15 protein-coding genes are annotated in these 17494 nt (G+C 62.3%); all 15 read left to right on the top strand.

Going from position 1 to position 17494, the window contains the following annotated elements; all coding sequences use genetic code 11:
* Positions 1-155: 155 nt before the first annotated feature.
* The 15 genes from pyrH (at position 156) to AB1N67_RS05605 (ending at position 17440) form a co-directional block, all read left to right on the top strand.
* A complete protein-coding gene (gene pyrH, locus AB1N67_RS05535; protein WP_043208871.1) occupies positions 156-899 on the top strand; it encodes a UMP kinase in 744 nt (247 codons plus the stop codon).
* Positions 896-1453, top strand: a complete 558-nt coding sequence (gene frr, locus AB1N67_RS05540) for a ribosome recycling factor (RefSeq protein WP_043208868.1) — start codon at positions 896-898, stop codon at positions 1451-1453. The genes pyrH and frr overlap by 4 nt, the downstream gene beginning before the upstream one ends.
* 17 nt (positions 1454-1470) lie before the next feature.
* Complete coding sequence (gene uppS, locus AB1N67_RS05545) at positions 1471-2226, top strand: polyprenyl diphosphate synthase (protein WP_043208866.1); 756 nt, start codon at positions 1471-1473, stop codon at positions 2224-2226.
* Positions 2226-3041 carry a phosphatidate cytidylyltransferase gene (locus AB1N67_RS05550; RefSeq protein WP_043208863.1) on the top strand — a complete coding sequence of 272 codons (816 nt, stop codon included), beginning with the start codon at positions 2226-2228 and terminating at the stop codon, positions 3039-3041. The genes uppS and AB1N67_RS05550 overlap by 1 nt, the downstream gene beginning before the upstream one ends.
* On the top strand, positions 3038-4228 hold the full coding sequence (ispC, locus tag AB1N67_RS05555) for a 1-deoxy-D-xylulose-5-phosphate reductoisomerase (RefSeq protein WP_043208860.1): 1191 nt from the start codon (positions 3038-3040) through the stop codon (positions 4226-4228). The genes AB1N67_RS05550 and ispC overlap by 4 nt, the downstream gene beginning before the upstream one ends.
* A gap of 75 nt (positions 4229-4303) precedes the next feature.
* Positions 4304-5656, top strand: a complete 1353-nt coding sequence (gene rseP / locus AB1N67_RS05560; protein WP_367863587.1) for an RIP metalloprotease RseP — start codon at positions 4304-4306, stop codon at positions 5654-5656.
* Positions 5657-5735: 79 nt separating this feature from the next.
* Positions 5736-8087, top strand: a complete 2352-nt coding sequence (bamA, locus tag AB1N67_RS05565) for an outer membrane protein assembly factor BamA (protein WP_043208857.1) — start codon at positions 5736-5738, stop codon at positions 8085-8087.
* A 44-nt stretch (positions 8088-8131) separates the two neighbouring features.
* Complete coding sequence (locus AB1N67_RS05570) at positions 8132-8635, top strand: OmpH family outer membrane protein (protein WP_043208855.1); 504 nt, start codon at positions 8132-8134, stop codon at positions 8633-8635.
* Between the two features lies 1 nt (position 8636).
* On the top strand, positions 8637-9692 hold the full coding sequence (lpxD, locus tag AB1N67_RS05575) for a UDP-3-O-(3-hydroxymyristoyl)glucosamine N-acyltransferase (protein ID WP_102082219.1): 1056 nt from the start codon (positions 8637-8639) through the stop codon (positions 9690-9692).
* 113 nt (positions 9693-9805) lie between these two features.
* The gene (gene fabZ / locus AB1N67_RS05580) at positions 9806-10246 is read left to right on the top strand and encodes a 3-hydroxyacyl-ACP dehydratase FabZ (RefSeq protein WP_003252314.1); all 441 of its coding nucleotides are present in this window, start codon (positions 9806-9808) and stop codon (positions 10244-10246) included.
* Positions 10243-11019, top strand: coding sequence for an acyl-ACP--UDP-N-acetylglucosamine O-acyltransferase (gene lpxA / locus AB1N67_RS05585; RefSeq protein WP_367863588.1), 777 nt, complete (start codon positions 10243-10245; stop codon positions 11017-11019). The genes fabZ and lpxA overlap by 4 nt, the downstream gene beginning before the upstream one ends.
* Before the next feature lies 1 nt (position 11020).
* Positions 11021-12148 (top strand): lipid-A-disaccharide synthase, encoded by a 1128-nt coding sequence (gene lpxB / locus AB1N67_RS05590; RefSeq protein ID WP_367863589.1) that lies wholly within the window; start codon positions 11021-11023, stop codon positions 12146-12148.
* Position 12149: 1 nt separating this feature from the next.
* The gene (gene rnhB / locus AB1N67_RS05595) at positions 12150-12773 is read left to right on the top strand and encodes a ribonuclease HII (RefSeq protein ID WP_043208846.1); all 624 of its coding nucleotides are present in this window, start codon (positions 12150-12152) and stop codon (positions 12771-12773) included.
* Between the two features lie 89 nt (positions 12774-12862).
* Positions 12863-16387: a DNA polymerase III subunit alpha gene (gene dnaE, locus AB1N67_RS05600; RefSeq protein WP_102082221.1), complete on the top strand. Its 3525-nt coding sequence runs from the start codon at positions 12863-12865 to the stop codon at positions 16385-16387.
* A gap of 105 nt (positions 16388-16492) precedes the next feature.
* Positions 16493-17440: an acetyl-CoA carboxylase carboxyltransferase subunit alpha gene (locus tag AB1N67_RS05605; protein ID WP_043208841.1), complete on the top strand. Its 948-nt coding sequence runs from the start codon at positions 16493-16495 to the stop codon at positions 17438-17440.
* The last annotated feature ends 54 nt before the right edge of the window (positions 17441-17494 follow it).

Consider the following 17494-nt stretch of genomic DNA (forward strand, 5'->3'; position numbering starts at 1 on the left):
AGGCTGCCCGCTCACGCGCGCAGCCTCTTTGTCAAACCGGAGCCGGGTTTATCCGGCCAGGCTCCGCTGGCGCTGAAGCAGTGCCACGCTACAGTTAGCAGGCTGTTACCCAGCCCGCGCAGAATTTACTTAAGACGCCGCAGGAGAGACTCGCAATGGCCCAGCAGGTGAGTGGTCGCCAACCTCGCTATAAACGCATTTTGCTCAAACTTAGCGGCGAGGCCCTGATGGGCTCGGAAGAATTCGGGATCGACCCGAAAGTACTTGATCGCATGGCCCTGGAAGTCGGTCAGCTGGTCGGTATCGGTGTCCAGGTCGGCCTGGTGATCGGTGGGGGCAACCTGTTCCGCGGCGCAGCGCTCAGCGCAGCCGGCATGGACCGCGTCACCGGTGACCACATGGGGATGCTGGCGACCGTGATGAACGCCCTGGCCATGCGCGACGCGCTGGAGCGCTCGAACATCCCGGCCTTGGTCATGTCCGCCATTTCCATGGTCGGTGTCACCGATCATTACGACCGTCGCAAAGCTATTCGTCACCTCAACTCCGGGGATGTGGTAATTTTCTCCGCCGGTACCGGCAACCCGTTCTTCACCACCGACTCCGCAGCCTGCCTGCGTGCCATCGAAATCGATGCTGATGTGGTGCTGAAGGCGACCAAGGTCGATGGTGTCTACACTGCCGATCCATTCAAGGACCCGCACGCCGAGAAGTTCGATCACCTGACCTACGATGAGGTCCTGGATCGCAAGCTCGGTGTCATGGACCTGACCGCAATCTGCCTGTGCCGCGACCACAAGATGCCATTGCGGGTATTCAACATGAACAAGCCTGGCGCCCTGCTGAACATCGTGGTGGGTGGCGCTGAAGGTACTCTGATCGAGGAAGGCGAAGCATGATCAACGACATCAAGAAAGACGCTCAGGAGCGCATGGGCAAGTCCATCGAGGCCCTGGGCCGCAACCTGGCGGCGATCCGCACCGGTCGCGCCCACCCGAGCATCCTGGATAGCGTCAAGGTGCCGGCCTGGGGTAGCGAGATGCCGCTGAACCAGGTGGCTGCTATCACCGTCGAGGACGCCCGTACCCTGAAGATCGTGGCCCACGACAAGAACCTCAGCGCCGCCATCGAGAAGGCCATCCTGACTTCCGACCTGGGCCTGAACCCGTCGAGCGCTGGCACCACCATTCGTGTGCCGATGCCAGCCCTGACCGAGGAAACCCGTAAGGGTTACACCAAACAGGCCCGTGGCGTTGCCGAAGATGCCAAGGTTTCGGTGCGTAACGTGCGTCGCGATGCCCTGGCCGATCTCAAGAAGCTGGCCAAGGACAAGGAAATCAGCGAAGACGAAGAGCGTCGCGCCGCCGACGAGCTGCAGAAGCTGACCGACAAGTTCATCGCTGAAGTCGACAAGGCTCTGGAAATCAAGGAGAAGGACCTGATGGCCGTTTGAGGCCAGGGGTTTCTCTCATGGAAAAGACCAAGTCAGCGGCATCGCCTTCGGTGCCGCGTCACGTCGCGATCATCATGGATGGCAACAATCGCTGGGCGAAGCGACGCCTGCTGCCCGGCGTCGCCGGGCACAAGGCTGGCGTGGATGCCGTGCGTGCGGTGATCGAAGTCTGTGCCGAGGCCGGGGTCGAGGTGCTGACCTTGTTCGCTTTCTCCAGTGAGAACTGGCAGCGTCCGGCCGATGAAGTCGGTGCGCTGATGGAGCTGTTCTTCACGGCCCTGCGCCGTGAAGCCAAGCGCCTCAACGAGAACAAGATCAGTTTGCGGATCATTGGCGATCGTTCGCGCTTCCATCCTGAGTTGCAGGCTGCAATGCGCGAAGCCGAGGCCCTGACCGCCGGCAATGACCGCTTCATCCTGCAGGTCGCCGCCAACTACGGCGGCCAGTGGGATATCGCCCAGGCTGCGCAGCGCCTGGCGCGTGAAGTCCAGGCGGGCCATCTGCGCCCCGAGGACATCACGCCCGATCTGCTGCAGACGTGCCTGGCCACCGGTGATCTGCCGCTACCCGACTTGTGCATCCGCACCGGGGGCGAGCATCGCATCAGCAACTTCCTGCTGTGGCAGCTGGCTTATGCCGAGCTGTACTTCTCCGACCTGTACTGGCCGGACTTCAAACACGAGGCCATGCGCAACGCCCTGGCCGATTTCGCTTCGCGCCAGCGCCGCTTCGGTAAGACCAGCGAGCAGGTCGAGGCTGGAGCTCGTGCTTAATGCTTAAACAACGCATCATTACCGCGCTGATCCTGCTGCCGATCGCGCTGGGTGGTTTCTTCCTGCTCAACGGTGGGGAGTTCGCCTTGTTCATCGGCCTGGTGGTGACCATTGGCGCCTGGGAGTGGGCGCGGCTGGCAGGGCTGGTGGCCCAACCGCTGCGCCTGGCTTATGCCGCTGTGGTGGCCGGGGCGTTGATGCTGCTCTATCTGATGCCGGATCTCGCACCCTGGGTCTTGGGGGCGTCGGTGATCTGGTGGGCGCTGGCCACCTGGCTGGTCCTTACCTATCCTCGTACCAGCGACCTGTGGGCCAGTGCCGCCTGTCGCCTGCTGATCGGGCTGCTGGTGTTGTTGCCGGCCTGGCAGGGGTTGGTGCTGCTCAAACATTGGCAGCTGGGCAACTGGCTGATCCTGGCGGTGATGGTTCTGGTCTGGGCGGCTGATATCGGGGCCTACTTCGCCGGGCGTGCTTTCGGCAAGCGCAAGCTGGCGCCGCAGGTCAGTCCGGGCAAGAGCTGGGAAGGTGTCTATGGCGGTATGACCGTCAGCCTGCTGATCGCCCTTGCAGTGGGCCTGGTTCGCGACTGGAGCTTCGGGCAAGTACTGCTTGGGCTGCTGGGCGCCGTCGTCGTGGTGATGTCTTCGGTGATCGGTGATCTGACCGAGAGCATGTTCAAGCGCCGCGAAGGCATCAAGGACAGCAGCAACCTGCTGCCGGGGCACGGTGGCGTGCTTGATCGCATCGATAGCCTGACCGCGGCGATCCCCATGTTCGCCGTGCTGCTCTGGGCGGCCGAATGGGGTGTCATGTGAGTCGTCCGCAACGTATCACAGTGCTGGGAGCCACCGGGTCGATCGGTCTCAGCACACTGGATGTCATCGCGCGTCATCCTCAGCGTTACCAGGTATTCGCCCTGAGCGGCTACTCCCGTCTCGATGAGCTGCTAGCTCTTTGTGTGCGGCATCGCCCGGCCTATGCGGTGGTGCCCAGCGCTGATGCCGCTGCGCGCCTGCGTGATGGTCTGAGCGCTGCCGGTTGCCCCACCGAAGTGTTGGAAGGGGAGGCGGGTCTTTGTCAGGTCGCCTGTGCATCTGAAGTGGATGCCGTGATGGCGGCCATCGTCGGCGCTGCGGGCCTGCGCCCGACCCTGGCTGCCGTGGAGGCGGGCAAGAAGGTATTGCTGGCCAACAAGGAAGCGCTGGTGATGTCCGGTGCGCTGTTCATGGATGCGGTGCGGCGCAGCGGCGCCGTGCTATTGCCGATTGACAGCGAGCACAATGCGATCTTTCAGTGCCTGCCGACCGACCATGGACGGGGCCTGGCCCAGGTGGGCGTGCGTCGTATCCTGCTGACCGCCTCGGGCGGGCCGTTCCGCGAAACGCCCGTCGCCGCGCTGGCGGACGTCACTCCCGAGCAGGCCTGCGCCCATCCCAACTGGTCCATGGGGCGCAAGATCTCTGTCGACTCGGCGAGCATGATGAACAAAGGGCTGGAACTCATCGAAGCCTGCTGGTTGTTCGATGCAGCTCCGGCCAAAGTGGAAGTGGTGGTCCATCCACAGAGCGTCATCCACTCCCTGGTGGATTACGTCGATGGTTCGGTGCTTGCCCAGTTGGGCAATCCGGACATGCGTACGCCGATCGCCAATGCCCTGGCTTGGCCTGAACGTATCGATTCCGGTGTCGCGCCGTTGGATCTGTTCGCGATCGCCCGTCTGGACTTCCAGGCCCCCGACGAACAGCGCTTCCCCTGCCTGCGTCTGGCGCGTCAGGCTGCCGAGGCCGGCAACAGTGCCCCTGCCGTGCTCAATGCCGCCAACGAAGTGGCTGTGGAGGCATTTCTCCAGCGGCGTATCCGCTTCCCCGAGATCGCGGGTATGATCGAACAGGTGCTTGACCAGGAACCGGTGGTGGCGCTGCCAACGCTGGATGCGGTATTCGCCGCCGACCAGCGGGCCCGGGAGCTTTCCCGGGAATGGTTGAGGCGCCACGGTTACTGATGCTGGTGGCCTGCATGCTCACGCCTTGCAGGCCGCGAGTTCCAGGGATGGGCTGAACGTCATTCGGAGATGGTTATGACAGCGCTCTACATGATAATCGGCACCCTGGTAGCCCTGGGTGTATTGGTCACTTTCCATGAGTTCGGCCATTTCTGGGTCGCCCGGCGCTGCGGCGTCAAGGTGTTGCGGTTCTCCGTAGGTTTCGGCACGCCGCTGGTGCGATGGCACGACCGCCATGGCACCGAGTTCGTGGTGGCGGCGATTCCCTTGGGTGGTTACGTCAAGATGCTCGATGAGCGTGAGGGAGAGGTACCCCCTGCGCTGCTTGGTCAATCCTTCAACCGCAAGCCGGTTGGCCAGCGCATCGCTATCGTCGCGGCGGGCCCCATCGCCAACTTCCTCCTGGCGATCCTGTTCTTCTGGGTCGTGGCGCTGCTCGGAACCCAGCAAGTCCGTCCGGTCATCGGTGCGGTGGAGTCGGGCAGCCTGGCGGCTTCCGCTGGGCTGGTCGCGGGCCAGGAAGTGGTGTCGATCGACGGCAAGCCGACCAACGGCTGGTCAGCCGTCAATTTGCAGTTGGTGCGCCGCCTTGGTGAGACCGGCACCTTGCGGGTCGGGGTGCGCGATGAGGGCGCTACCCTCGAGCGTCAGCATGAAATCAATCTCGATCACTGGCTCAAGGGCGTCGACGAGCCGGACCCGATCCAGTCCCTTGGCCTGCGCCCCTGGCGTCCAGCCATCCCTCCCGTTCTCGCCGAGATCGACCCCAAGGGGCCTGCGGCTGCGGCCGGGCTCAAGACCGGCGACACGTTGCTTGCGCTGGACGGAGTTGCCCTGGCGGACTGGCAGCAGGTCGTGGACAGCGTTCGCGCACGTCCCGAGGTCAAGGTGCAGTTGCGCGTCGAGCGTGATGGTGCACAGCTGGAGGTCCCGGTAACCCTTGCGCGGCGCGGGGAAGGGCAGGCCTCTGGGGGTTACCTCGGGGCTGGCGTCAAGGGAGTCGAATGGCCTGCCGAAATGCTCCGCGAAGTGAGCTTCGGGCCGTTGGAGGCGGTGGGCGAGAGCCTCTCTCGCACCTGGAGCATGAGCGTCCTGACCCTTGAATCGCTGAAGAAAATGCTGTTCGGGGAGCTCTCGGTAAAAAACTTGAGCGGACCGATAACCATTGCTAAAGTGGCGGGCGCTTCAGCCCAGTCGGGCGTGGGGGATTTCCTGAATTTCCTGGCCTACCTGAGCATAAGCCTGGGGGTTCTTAACCTGCTGCCCATTCCAGTACTGGATGGGGGGCATTTGCTGTTTTACCTGATCGAGCTGGCGCGCGGTCGTCCGCTCTCGGATCGGGTGCAAGGTTGGGGGGTCCAGATCGGTATCAGTTTGGTCATCGGGGTGATGTTGCTCGCCCTGATCAACGATCTGGGTCGACTATAAAAAGCTTCGCTCAATTGCGAACGAACCTGCCGCCTTATCGCGGCGGGTTGTTTATTGCCAGTTGGAATAAAAGGACTTCATGAAACGTCTGCTGCTAACTGCGGTCCTCTCCGCACTGATGATCGCTGAAGTTCACGCCGAGTCCTTCACCATCTCCGATATTCGCGTCAATGGTCTGCAGCGGGTCTCCGCGGGCAGCGTGTTCGGTGCCTTGCCCTTGAACGTGGGTGACCAGGCCGACGATCGCCGCCTGGTCGAGTCCACGCGCTCCCTGTTCAAGACCGGCTTCTTCCAGGACATCCAGCTGAGCCGCGACGGCAATGTCCTGATCATCAACGTGGTCGAGCGTCCATCGGTTTCGAGCATCGAGATCGAAGGCAACAAGGCGATCAGCACCGAAGACCTGATGAAGGGCCTGAAACAGTCCGGCCTGGCCGAAGGCGAAATCTTCCAGCGCGCCACCCTCGAAGGTGTGCGTAACGAACTGCAGCGCCAGTACGTGGCCCAGGGCCGCTACTCGGCCGAAGTCGACGCTGAAGTGGTACCGCAACCACGCAACCGTGTCGGCCTGAAGATCAAGATCAACGAAGGCACCGTCGCTGCCATCCAGCACATCAACATCGTTGGCAACAATGTCTTCGATGACGAGGAACTGAGCCAGCTGTTCGAGCTCAAGACCACCAACTGGCTGTCCTTCTTCAAGAACGACGACAAGTATGCCCGCGAGAAGCTCTCCGGTGACCTGGAGCGTCTGCGCTCCTACTACCTGGACCGCGGCTACATCAACATGGACATCGCTTCCACCCAGGTGTCCATCACCCCGGACAAGAAGCACGTCTACATCACCGTCAACATCAACGAAGGCGAGAAGTACACCGTACGCGACGTGAAGCTCTCCGGTGACCTCAAGGTGCCGGAAGACCAGGTCAAGTCGCTGTTGCTGGTGCAGCCAGGCCAGGTGTTCTCGCGCAAGGTGATGACCACCACCTCCGACCTGATCACCCGTCGTCTGGGTAACGAAGGCTACACCTTCGCCAACGTCAACGGCGTGCCGCAGCCGCACGACGAAGACCATACCGTCGACATCATGTTCGTGGTCGATCCGGGCAAGCGTGCCTACGTCAACCGTATCAACTACCGCGGCAACACCAAGACCGAAGACGAAGTGCTGCGTCGCGAAATGCGCCAGATGGAAGGCGGCTGGGCCTCGACCTACCTGATCGACCAGTCCAAGACCCGTCTGGAGCGCCTGGGCTTCTTCAAGGAAGTTAACGTCGAGACCCCGCCGGTGCCGGGCACCGACGACCAGGTCGACGTCAACTACAGCGTTGAAGAGCAGGCCTCCGGCTCGATCACCGCCAGCGTCGGTTTCGCCCAGAGCGCAGGCCTGATCCTGGGTGGTTCGATCAGCCAGAGCAACTTCCTGGGTACCGGTAACAAGGTTTCCGTTGGTCTGACCCGTTCGGAATACCAGACCCGCTACAACTTCGGCTTCGTAGACCCCTACTGGACCGCCGACGGCGTCAGCCTGGGTTACAACGCCTTCTACCGCAGCACCGACTATGACGACCTCGATGTCGACGTGGCCAGCTATGCGGTGGACAGCCTGGGCGCTGGCGTCAGCGTCGGTTACCCGATCAGCGAAACCTCGCGCCTGACCTTCGGCCTGAACGTACAGCAGGACAAGATCAAGACCGGCAAGTACACCGTCGACGAGATCTTCGACTTCCTGGATAAGGAAGGCGATGACAGCTTCCTGAACTTCAAGGCTTCGGCGGGCTGGTCGGAATCGACCCTCAACAAGGGCGTGCTGGCGACCCGTGGTCACTCCCAGAGCCTGAGCGCCGAGGTAACCACTCCAGGCAGCGACCTGTCGTTCTTCAAGATCGACTACCGCGGCCAGCTGTTCAAGCCAATCACCAACGACTACACCCTGCGCTTGCACACCGAATTGGGCTATGGTGATGGTTTCGGCTCCACCGACGGCCTGCCGTTCTACGAGAACTACTTCGCGGGTGGCTTCAACTCGGTGCGTGGCTTCAAGGACAGCAGTCTGGGTCCCCGCAGTACGCCGAGCCAGGGCACCAAGCCGGGCACCATCAAGGACCCGGACCAGGATCCGCTGCCATTCGGTGGTAACGTCCTTGTCCAGGGCGGTGCCGAGTTGCTGTTCCCGCTGCCGTTCGTCAAAGACCAGCGCTCCCTGCGTACTTCCGTGTTCTGGGACGTGGGTAACGTGTTCGACACCAATTGCGGCAACAAGCCTGATTGCGAAAAGGTCGGTTTCTCGGGCATGGCAAGCTCTGTCGGTCTGGGCGTCACCTGGATCACTGCGCTGGGTCCGCTGAGCTTCAGCCTGGCGATGCCGGTGAAGAAGCCGGACGACGCCGATACCCAGGTGTTCCAATTCTCTCTGGGCCAGACCTTCTAAGGTCGGCCCTTGCTTAACGACAACGGTTTATCCAGGAGTGCATCGTGCGTAAGTTGACCCAACTGGCCGTGATGGCCGCGGCGCTGGTCGCCACCCCGGCTTTCGCCGAAATGAAGGTCGCCGTGCTGAACTATCAGATGGCGCTGCTCGAATCCGACGCGGCCAAGAAGTACGCCGTCGATGCCGAGAAGAAGTTCGGTCCACAACTGACCAAGCTCAAGAACCTGGAAAGCAGTGCCAAAGGCATCCAGGACCGCCTGATCAAGGGTGGCGACAAGATGCAGCAGCAGGAGCGTGAGCGCCTGGAGCTCGAGTTCAAGCAAAAGGCCCGCGACTTCCAGTTCCAGTCCAAGGAGCTGAACGAAGCCAAGGCCGTTGCTGACCGTGACATGCTCAAGCAGCTCAAGCCCAAGCTGGATGGTGCTGTCGAGGAAGTGATCAAGAAAGGTGGCTATGACCTGGTGCTCGAGCGCGGCGCGGTAATCGATGTCAAGCCGCAGTACGACATCACCCGCCAGGTCATCGAGCGCATGAACCAAGCCCGTTGATATGACCGTGACCATGACGCTCGGCCAATTGGCCGAGGCCCTCGGGGCGCAGCTCAAAGGCCCAGAGGCGCTGCAAATCACCGGATTGGCCACCTTGCAGGAGGCCACCGCCGGGCAGCTGAGCTTCCTTGCCAACAAGCAGTACCGCAAGTACCTGGACGATTCCCAGGCAGGCGCGGTGTTGCTCAAGGCCGAGGACGCCGAAGGCTTCGCCGGCAACGCACTGATCGTGGCGGACCCATACCTTGCGTATGCCCGCATTTCGCACCTGTTCGATCCAAAGCCCAAGGCTGTGGCGGGAATTCATCCCAGCGCCGTGGTACATGAGAATGCACAGGTCGATGCCAGCGCCAGCATTGGCCCGTTCGCCGTGATCGAAAGCGGCGCCCGGATCGGCGCGAACGTGACGGTCGGCGCCCATTGTTTTATTGGCGCACGTTGCGTGATCGGTGAGGGTGGTTGGCTCGCTCCGCGGGTCACGCTGTACCACGACGTGACCATCGGCAAGCGGGTGGTGATCCAGTCCGGTGCCGTGATCGGTGGGGAAGGCTTTGGCTTTGCCAACGAGAAGGGCGTCTGGCAGAAGATCGCCCAGATCGGCGGTGTGACGCTGGGTGACGACGTTGAGATCGGTGTGAACACCGCCGTTGACCGCGGTGCACTGTCGGACACTCGTATCGGCAATGGCGTCAAGCTCGACAACCAGATCCAGATCGCCCACAACGTGCAGGTCGGTGACCACACGGCAATGGCGGCCTGTGTCGGGATCTCCGGCAGCACGCGCATCGGCAAGCATTGCATGATCGCCGGTGGCGTCGGCATGGTGGGTCACATCGATGTCTGCGACAACGTATTCGTTTCCGGTATGACCATGGTCACCCGTTCGATCACCGAGCCGGGCGGCTATTCTTCCGGCACGGCCATGCAGCCTCTGGCCGAATGGCGCAAGAGCGCCGCGCGTATCCGCCAGTTGGATGAAATGTCCAAGCGTCTCCAGCAGTTGGAAAAACGTGTCGATACCGTGACCTCAGGTGGCCAGCCGACATCAGAAGGCTGATACCATTCCCTGAGCAAGAGTGAACAGACGCTAGCTGGCTCCTCTTTGGATTGCAAAAGGAGCGTGTGGTCAGCACCTGCGCTCCCTATTCTTATTACAGGCTTCCCCCCGAAATGATGGACATCAACGAGATTCGCGAATACCTGCCTCACCGTTACCCGTTCCTGCTGGTGGACCGGGTCACGGATCTGGATTTCGAGGCCCAGAGCATTCGTGCCTACAAGAATGTCAGCATCAACGAGCCGTTCTTCAATGGCCACTTCCCGGCGCATCCAATCATGCCGGGCGTGCTGATCATCGAGGCGATGGCCCAGGCGGCCGGGATTCTCGGATTCAAGATGCTCGATGCCAAGCCGGCGGACGGCACTCTTTACTATTTCGTCGGCTCCGACAAGCTGCGCTTCCGCCAGCCGGTGCTGCCAGGCGACCAGCTGGTGCTGGAAGCCAAGTTCCTCAGCCGTAAGAGCATGATCTGGAAGTTCGAGTGCCGCGCCCTGGTCGACGGCAAGCCGGTCTGCTCGGCAGAGATCACTTGCGCGGAACGCTCCCTATGAGTTCGATTGATCCTCGGGCGATCATCGATCCGTCGGCCAAGATTGCCGACGGTGTCGAGGTGGGCCCCTGGTCGATCGTAGGCCCAGGCGTGGAGATTGGCGAGGGCACCGTCATCGGACCTCATGTGGTGCTCAAAGGTCCGACCCGCATCGGCAAGCACAACCGTATCTTCCAGTTCTCTTCCATCGGCGAAGATACCCCTGACCTCAAGTACAAGGGCGAACCCACGCGTCTGGTGATCGGGGACCACAACGTGATCCGCGAAGGCGTGACCATTCACCGAGGCACCATTCAGGACCGCTCGGAAACCACGCTGGGCGACCACAACCTGATCATGGCCTATGCCCATATCGGGCATGACAGCGTCATCGGCAACCACTGCATCCTGGTCAACAACACTGCGTTGGCCGGCCATGTGCACGTGGGTGACTGGGCGATCCTGTCCGGCTATACCCTGGTCCATCAGTACTGCCATATCGGTGCCCATGCCTTCTCTGGCATGGGGACGGCCATCGGCAAGGACGTGCCAGCTTTCGTCACGGTGTTCGGCAGCCCTGCCGAGGCACGCAGCATGAACTTCGAGGGCATGCGCCGTCGGGGCTTCAGTGACGAAGTCATCCACGCCCTGCGCCGCGCCTACAAGATCGTCTATCGCCACGGCCTGACCGTGGAAGATGCGCTCAACGAGCTGGGCGAGCTTGCTTCCCAATACCGCGAGGTCGAACTGTTCCGTCAGTCGATTCTCAGTTCCGCCCGCGGCATCACCCGCTGACATGGCCCAGCTTTGCGTGGCGCTGGTCGCGGGTGAGGCCAGCGGCGATATTCTCGGCTCCGGTCTGATGCGCGCGCTAAAGGCGCGCCATCCCGATGTGCGTTTCATTGGCGTCGGCGGTCCCTTGATGGAGGCCGAGGGTATGGTGTCCTACTTCCCCATGGAGCGCCTGGCGGTCATGGGGTTGGTCGAGGTGCTCGGGCGCTTGCGCGAGCTGCTCAAGCGCCGCAAGGAACTGATCAGCACCCTCATCGCCGAAAAGCCCGACGTGTTCATCGGCATCGATGCGCCGGATTTCACTCTCAATATCGAACTGAAGCTGCGTCAGGCCGGGATCAAGACCGTGCATTACGTCAGCCCTTCGGTCTGGGCCTGGCGGCAGAAGCGTGTGCTCAAGATCCGCGAAGGCTGCGACCTGATGCTCACCTTGTTCCCCTTCGAGGCGAAATTCTACGAAGAGAAGGGCGTGCCGGTGCGCTTCGTCGGCCATCCGCTGGCGGACACGATCCCGCTCGAAGCCGACCGTCAGGCCGCCCGTGACGCCATAGGCGCGGGCGAGGGGCCATTGGTGGCCTTGATGCCGGGCAGTCGTGGTGGTGAAGTCGGCCGGCTGGGCGAGTTGTTCCTCGATACGGCCCAGCGTCTGCGTGAGCTGGTGCCGGGCGTGCGTTTCGTCTCGCCCTGCGCCAACCCGGCGCGACGCGCCCAGCTCGAGCAGATGCTGCAGGGCCGCGACCTGCCGGTGACCCTGCTCGATGGCCGCTCGCACCAGGCCCTGGCAGCCTGCGACGCGGTGCTCATCGCTTCAGGTACCGCGACCCTGGAGGCGCTGCTGTACAAGCGGCCTATGGTGGTCGCCTATCGCCTGGCACCGCTGACCTACTGGATTCTCAAGCGCATGGTGAAGAGCCCCTACGTGTCGCTGCCCAACTTGCTGGCCCAGCGCCTGCTGGTGCCGGAGCTGCTGCAGGACGCCGCCACCAGTGAAGCCTTGGCCCAGACCGTGGCACCGCTGATCAGCAACGGCGCGCAGCAGACCGAAAGTTTCGACCAGATCCACCGCACCCTGCGTCGTGACGCCTCCAACCAGGCGGCCGAGGCGGTGCTGGCCTTGCTGGGAGACCGATAGGATGCAAATGGGGCTGGATTTCAACCTGGTCGAGGAGTTGGTCGCCGGTGTCGATGAAGTTGGTCGCGGCCCGCTCTGCGGGGCGGTGGTCACCGCGGCAGTGATTCTCGATCCGCAGCGGCCGATTCTTGGCCTCAACGATTCGAAGAAGCTCACCGAGGCCAAGCGTGAAGCGCTGTTCGACGAGATCTGCGAAAAAGCTTTGAGCTTTTGCATTGCCCGGGCGGAGGTCGAGGAAATCGACCGACTGAACATTCTCCAGGCCACGATGCTGGCCATGCAGCGTGCGGTCGAGGGGCTGAGCATCACGCCCAAGCTCGCCCTGATCGATGGCAACCGCTGCCCCAAGCTGGCGGTGCCGGCGGCGCCTGTGATTCAAGGGGACGCCCAGGTGCCGGCCATCGCGGCTGCCTCGATCCTGGCCAAGGTCACCCGTGATCGTGAGATGAGCGCGTTCGAGCTGATCTATCCGGGCTACGGGATCGGCGGGCACAAAGGGTATCCGACGCCTGTGCACCTTGAGGCGTTGGCGCGTCTGGGGCCGACGCCGATACATCGGCGTTCCTTCGCCCCGGTGCGCGCGGCGTGGGAGGCCCGTGAGGGCATCACCGACTCTTTGATCTGATCGATTGGGGCCGCTTTGCGGCCCCAAACTTTCATGGCTTTTACGCTACAATCCCGCTCTTGTTGTCTGGCACTGCTATAGGATTTTCCATGTCGGTTTCCTTCGTTCACCTTCGCGTGCACTCCGAATTTTCGCTGGTCGACGGCCTGGTGCGGATCAAGCCGCTGGCCAAGGCACTGGCCGGAATGAACATGCCGGCGGTGGCGATTACCGACCAGAGCAACATGTGCTCCCTGGTGAAGTTCTACAAAACCGCCATGGGCGCCGGCATCAAGCCGATCTGTGGTGCCGACCTGTGGCTGGCTGGCAGCGACCCGGAAGCGCCGCTCTCGCGGATCTGCTTCCTGGCCATGAACCCCAAGGGCTATCGCAACCTCACGGAATTGATTTCCCGCGGCTGGACCGAAGGCCAGCGCAACGGCTTGGTGATCATCCAGCGCGAGTGGATCGCCCCCGCCAGCGAAGGGCTGATCGCGCTGTCCGCTGGCAAGGAAGGCGACATCGGCATGGCGCTCATGGCGGGGCGCCAGGACGAGGCTCAGGCGCTGCTTGGCGATTGGATGGGCATGTTCCCCGACCGTTTCTACGTCGAGGTGCAGCGGACCAATCGCAGCGGTGACGAAGAGTACGTGCATGCCGCCGTGGCGCTGGCCGACCGCTTCGGTGCGCCCTTGGTGGCGACCAACGATGTGCGTTTCATCAAGCAGTCCGACTTCGACGCCCACGAGACCCGCGTCTGCATCGGCGAGGGCTGGACCCTCGACGATCCGCGCCGGCCCCGTGCCTACAGCGACCAGCAGTACCTCAAGTCCGCCGAGGAAATGGCCGAGCTGTTCAGCGACCTGCCGGACGCCATCGCCAACACCGTGGAAATCGCCAAGCGCTGCAACATCACCGTGCAGTTGGGCAAGTACTTCCTCCCCGATTTCCCGACGCCCAACGGCATGGGCATCGACGACTACCTGCGTCACGTCTCCCACGAAGGCCTGGAAGAGCGCCTGGCGGTGCTCTGGCCCAAGGAGACCACGCCCAATTACGAAGAGAAGCGCCAGGTCTATCTGGACCGCCTGAAGTTCGAGCTGGATATCATCATCCAGATGGGCTTCCCCGGTTACTTCCTGATCGTTATGGACTTCATCAAGTGGGCCAAGAACAACGGGGTGCCGGTGGGGCCTGGCCGGGGGTCGGGTGCGGGCTCGCTGGTGGCTTATGTGTTGAAGATCACCGACCTCGACCCGCTGGCCTATGACCTGCTGTTCGAGCGCTTCCTCAACCCAGAACGTATTTCCATGCCCGACTTCGACGTCGACTTCTGCATGGATGGCCGCGACCGGGTGATCGACTACGTGGCCGAGGCCTACGGGCGTAATGCAGTCAGCCAGATCATCACCTTCGGCACCATGGCGGCCAAGGCGGTGGTGCGGGACGTGGCCCGGGTCCAGGGCAAGTCCTATGGTCTGGCCGACCGCCTGTCGAAGATGATCCCGTTCGAAGTGGGCATGACTCTGGAGAAGGCCTACGAGCAGGAAGAAATCCTGCGCGACTTCCTCAAGAGCGACGAGGATGCCCGCGAAATCTGGGACATGGCCCTGAAGCTCGAAGGCGTTACCCGAGGCACCGGCAAGCACGCCGGGGGCGTGGTGATCGCGCCGACCAAGCTCACTGACTTCTCACCGATCGCCTGTGATGAAGAGGGTGGCGGCCTGGTGACCCAGTTCGACAAGGATGACGTCGAGGCTGCGGGCCTGGTGAAGTTCGACTTCCTCGGCCTGCGTACCCTGACCATCATCAAGTGGGCGATGGAGACGATCAACCGCGAGCAGGCCAAGAAGAACCTGCCCGATGTCAACATCGACTTCATCCCGCTGGACGACAAGAAGACCTACGAGCTTTTGCAAAAGGCCGAGACCACGGCTGTGTTCCAGCTCGAGTCGCGCGGTATGAAGGAGCTGATCAAGAAGCTCAAGCCCGACTGCCTGGAAGACCTCATCGCACTCGTGGCGCTGTTCCGCCCCGGCCCGCTGCAATCGGGCATGGTGGATGACTTCATCAACCGTAAGCACGGACGCGCCGAGCTGGCCTACCCGCACCCGGACTACCAGTACGAAGGCCTCAAGCCGGTACTGGCGCCGACCTACGGCATCATCCTGTACCAGGAACAGGTGATGCAGATCGCCCAGGTCATGGCCGGCTATACCTTGGGCGGCGCCGACATGCTGCGTCGCGCCATGGGTAAGAAAAAGCCCGAGGAAATGGCCAAGCAGCGCGGCGGCTTCATCGAAGGTTGCGCCAACAACGGTATCGATGCAGACCTGGCGGGCAACATCTTCGACCTGGTGGAGAAATTCGCAGGTTACGGTTTCAACAAGTCCCACTCGGCCGCCTATGGCCTGGTGTCCTATCAGACAGCCTGGCTCAAGACCCACTACCCGGCGCCTTTCATGGCTGCGGTCCTGTCGGCGGATATGCACAACACCGACAAGGTGGTGGTGCTGATCGAAGAAGTGCGCAGCATGAAGCTGCGCCTGGACGCGCCGGATGTGAACAACTCCGACTTCAAGTTCACGGTCAACGACGATGGCCGCATCGTTTATGGGCTCGGGGCGATCAAGGGCGTCGGTGAGGGCCCGGTCGAGGCCATCGTCGAAGCGCGTGCCGAGGGCGGGCCATTCAAGAACCTGTTCGACTTCTGCGAGCGCGTCGATCTCAAGCGTATCAACAAGCGAACGCTCGATGCGCTGATCCGCAGTGGCGCGCTTGACCGCCTGGGCCCGTACTTCCATGACGAAATCAAGGCCTACCAGGCCAACATCGACCGCAACCGTGCGGTGCTGCTTTCGGCCCTGGAAGAGGCGATCAAGGCTGCCGAGCAGATCGCTCGTACTGCCGACAGCGGTCACGTGGATCTGTTCGGCGGCTTGTTCGTCGAACAGGACTCCGACGTCTACGCCAACCACCGCAAGGTGCGCGAGCTGACCCTGAAGGAGCGTCTGCGGGGCGAGAAGGACACCTTGGGCCTGTACCTGACCGGCCACCCGATCGACGAGTACGAGACCGAGATTCGCCGCTTCGCGCGCCAGCGCATCATTGATCTCAAGCCGTCCCGCGACACCCAGACCGTGGCAGGCATGATCATTGCGCTGCGGGTGATGAAGAACAAGAAAGGCGACAAGATGGGCTTCGTCACCCTCGACGACCGTTCCGGGCGTATCGAGGCTTCTTTGTTTGCCGATGCGTTCATGGCGGCTCAGGCCCTGTTGCAGACGGATGCGATGGTGGTGGTGGAAGGAGAGGTCAGTCACGACGACTTTTCCGGCGGCCTGCGCCTGCGGGTCAAGCAGGTGATGACCATGGAGGATGCCCGCACCAAGCTGGCCGAGAGTCTGCGCCTGAAGGTGGCCCACGAGGCCCTCAAGGGCGACCGACTGGCCTGGCTGGGCGAGCTGATCACCCGTCATCGCGGTGGCTGCCCGATCACCTTGGAGTACACCGGGAGCGAGGCGCGGGCGATGCTGCAGTTTGGCGACGAGTGGTCGATCGATCCCGCCGACGGCCTGATTCAAGCGCTGCGTGACCAGTTCGGACGTGAGAACGTCTTCCTGCAATACCGCTGAACCGACGAATTTTAATCTCGACCTGAATGCGCCTGATCCCTTAAGGTAGGGCGCCAAACGGATCAACCGGCCGGCCGCCTGGCCGTAGACCCAAGACGGATGCCTATGAACCCGAATTTCCTCGATTTCGAACAGCCGATTGCCGACCTGCAAGCCAAGATCGAAGGGCTGCGCCTGGTGGGCAACGACAATTCGCTGAACATCAGCGATGAAATTGCCCGTCTGCAAGACAAGAGCAATACCCTGACCGAAAGCATCTTCGGCAACCTGACCAGCTGGCAAATCGCCCGTCTGGCCCGTCACCCTCGTCGTCCCTATACCCTGGACTACATCGACCACATCTTCACCGAGTTCGAAGAGCTGCACGGCGACCGTCACTTCGCTGACGATGCTGCGATCGTCGGCGGTACCGCGCGCCTGGACGGCAAGCCGGTCATGGTCATCGGTCACCAGAAGGGCCGTGAAGTGCGTGAAAAGGTGCGCCGCAACTTTGGCATGCCGCGTCCGGAAGGCTACCGCAAGGCCTGCCGCCTGATGGAAATGGCCGAGCGCTTCAAGATGCCTATCCTGACCTTCATCGATACTCCGGGTGCCTACCCTGGTATCGACGCCGAGGAGCGCAACCAGAGCGAGGCCATCGCCTGGAACCTGCGGGTAATGGCACGCCTGAAGACCCCGATCATCGCCACCGTCATCGGTGAGGGCGGTTCCGGTGGTGCGCTGGCCATCGGCGTGTGCGACCAATTGAACATGCTGCAGTATTCCACCTACTCGGTGATCTCGCCGGAAGGCTGCGCCTCGATCCTGTGGAAGACCGCCGACAAGGCCGCCGATGCTGCCGAGGCAATGGGCATCACCGCCGAGCGCCTGAAGAGCCTGAACATCGTCGACAAGGTCATCAGCGAGCCTCTGGGCGGCGCCCACCGTGACCCTGCGAAGATGTCCGAAAGCATCCGTGCCGACCTGGTCGAGCAGCTCGAGATGCTGGGCAAGTTCGATCACGATGCGCTGCTGGCCCGTCGTTACGATCGCCTGATGAGCTACGGCGTCTGACCCATTCGGGGGCGTCGCGCCTATCTTCGGATAAACCCGCTCCTTCCACGACGG

The organism is Pseudomonas guariconensis (genome assembly GCF_040822035.1).
GTDB lineage: Bacteria > Pseudomonadota > Gammaproteobacteria > Pseudomonadales > Pseudomonadaceae > Aquipseudomonas > Aquipseudomonas guariconensis.

Excerpts from the sequence above, each read along its gene's own strand:
- rnhB (WP_043208846.1), top strand. The coding sequence starts at position 12,150 with ATGCAAATGGGGCTGGATTTCAACCTGGTCGAGGAGTTGGTCGCCGGT.
- frr (WP_043208868.1), top strand. The coding sequence starts at position 896 with ATGATCAACGACATCAAGAAAGACGCTCAGGAGCGCATGGGCAAGTCC.
- dnaE (WP_102082221.1), top strand. The coding sequence starts at position 12,863 with ATGTCGGTTTCCTTCGTTCACCTTCGCGTGCACTCCGAATTTTCGCTG.
- pyrH (WP_043208871.1), top strand. The coding sequence starts at position 156 with ATGGCCCAGCAGGTGAGTGGTCGCCAACCTCGCTATAAACGCATTTTG.
- lpxA (WP_367863588.1), top strand. The coding sequence starts at position 10,243 with ATGAGTTCGATTGATCCTCGGGCGATCATCGATCCGTCGGCCAAGATT.
- fabZ (WP_003252314.1), top strand. The coding sequence starts at position 9,806 with ATGATGGACATCAACGAGATTCGCGAATACCTGCCTCACCGTTACCCG.
- lpxB (WP_367863589.1), top strand. The coding sequence starts at position 11,021 with ATGGCCCAGCTTTGCGTGGCGCTGGTCGCGGGTGAGGCCAGCGGCGAT.
- AB1N67_RS05605 (WP_043208841.1), top strand. The coding sequence starts at position 16,493 with ATGAACCCGAATTTCCTCGATTTCGAACAGCCGATTGCCGACCTGCAA.
- bamA (WP_043208857.1), top strand. The coding sequence starts at position 5,736 with ATGAAACGTCTGCTGCTAACTGCGGTCCTCTCCGCACTGATGATCGCT.
- uppS (WP_043208866.1), top strand. The coding sequence starts at position 1,471 with ATGGAAAAGACCAAGTCAGCGGCATCGCCTTCGGTGCCGCGTCACGTC.
- lpxD (WP_102082219.1), top strand. The coding sequence starts at position 8,637 with ATGACCGTGACCATGACGCTCGGCCAATTGGCCGAGGCCCTCGGGGCG.
- AB1N67_RS05550 (WP_043208863.1), top strand. The coding sequence starts at position 2,226 with ATGCTTAAACAACGCATCATTACCGCGCTGATCCTGCTGCCGATCGCG.
- rseP (WP_367863587.1), top strand. The coding sequence starts at position 4,304 with ATGACAGCGCTCTACATGATAATCGGCACCCTGGTAGCCCTGGGTGTA.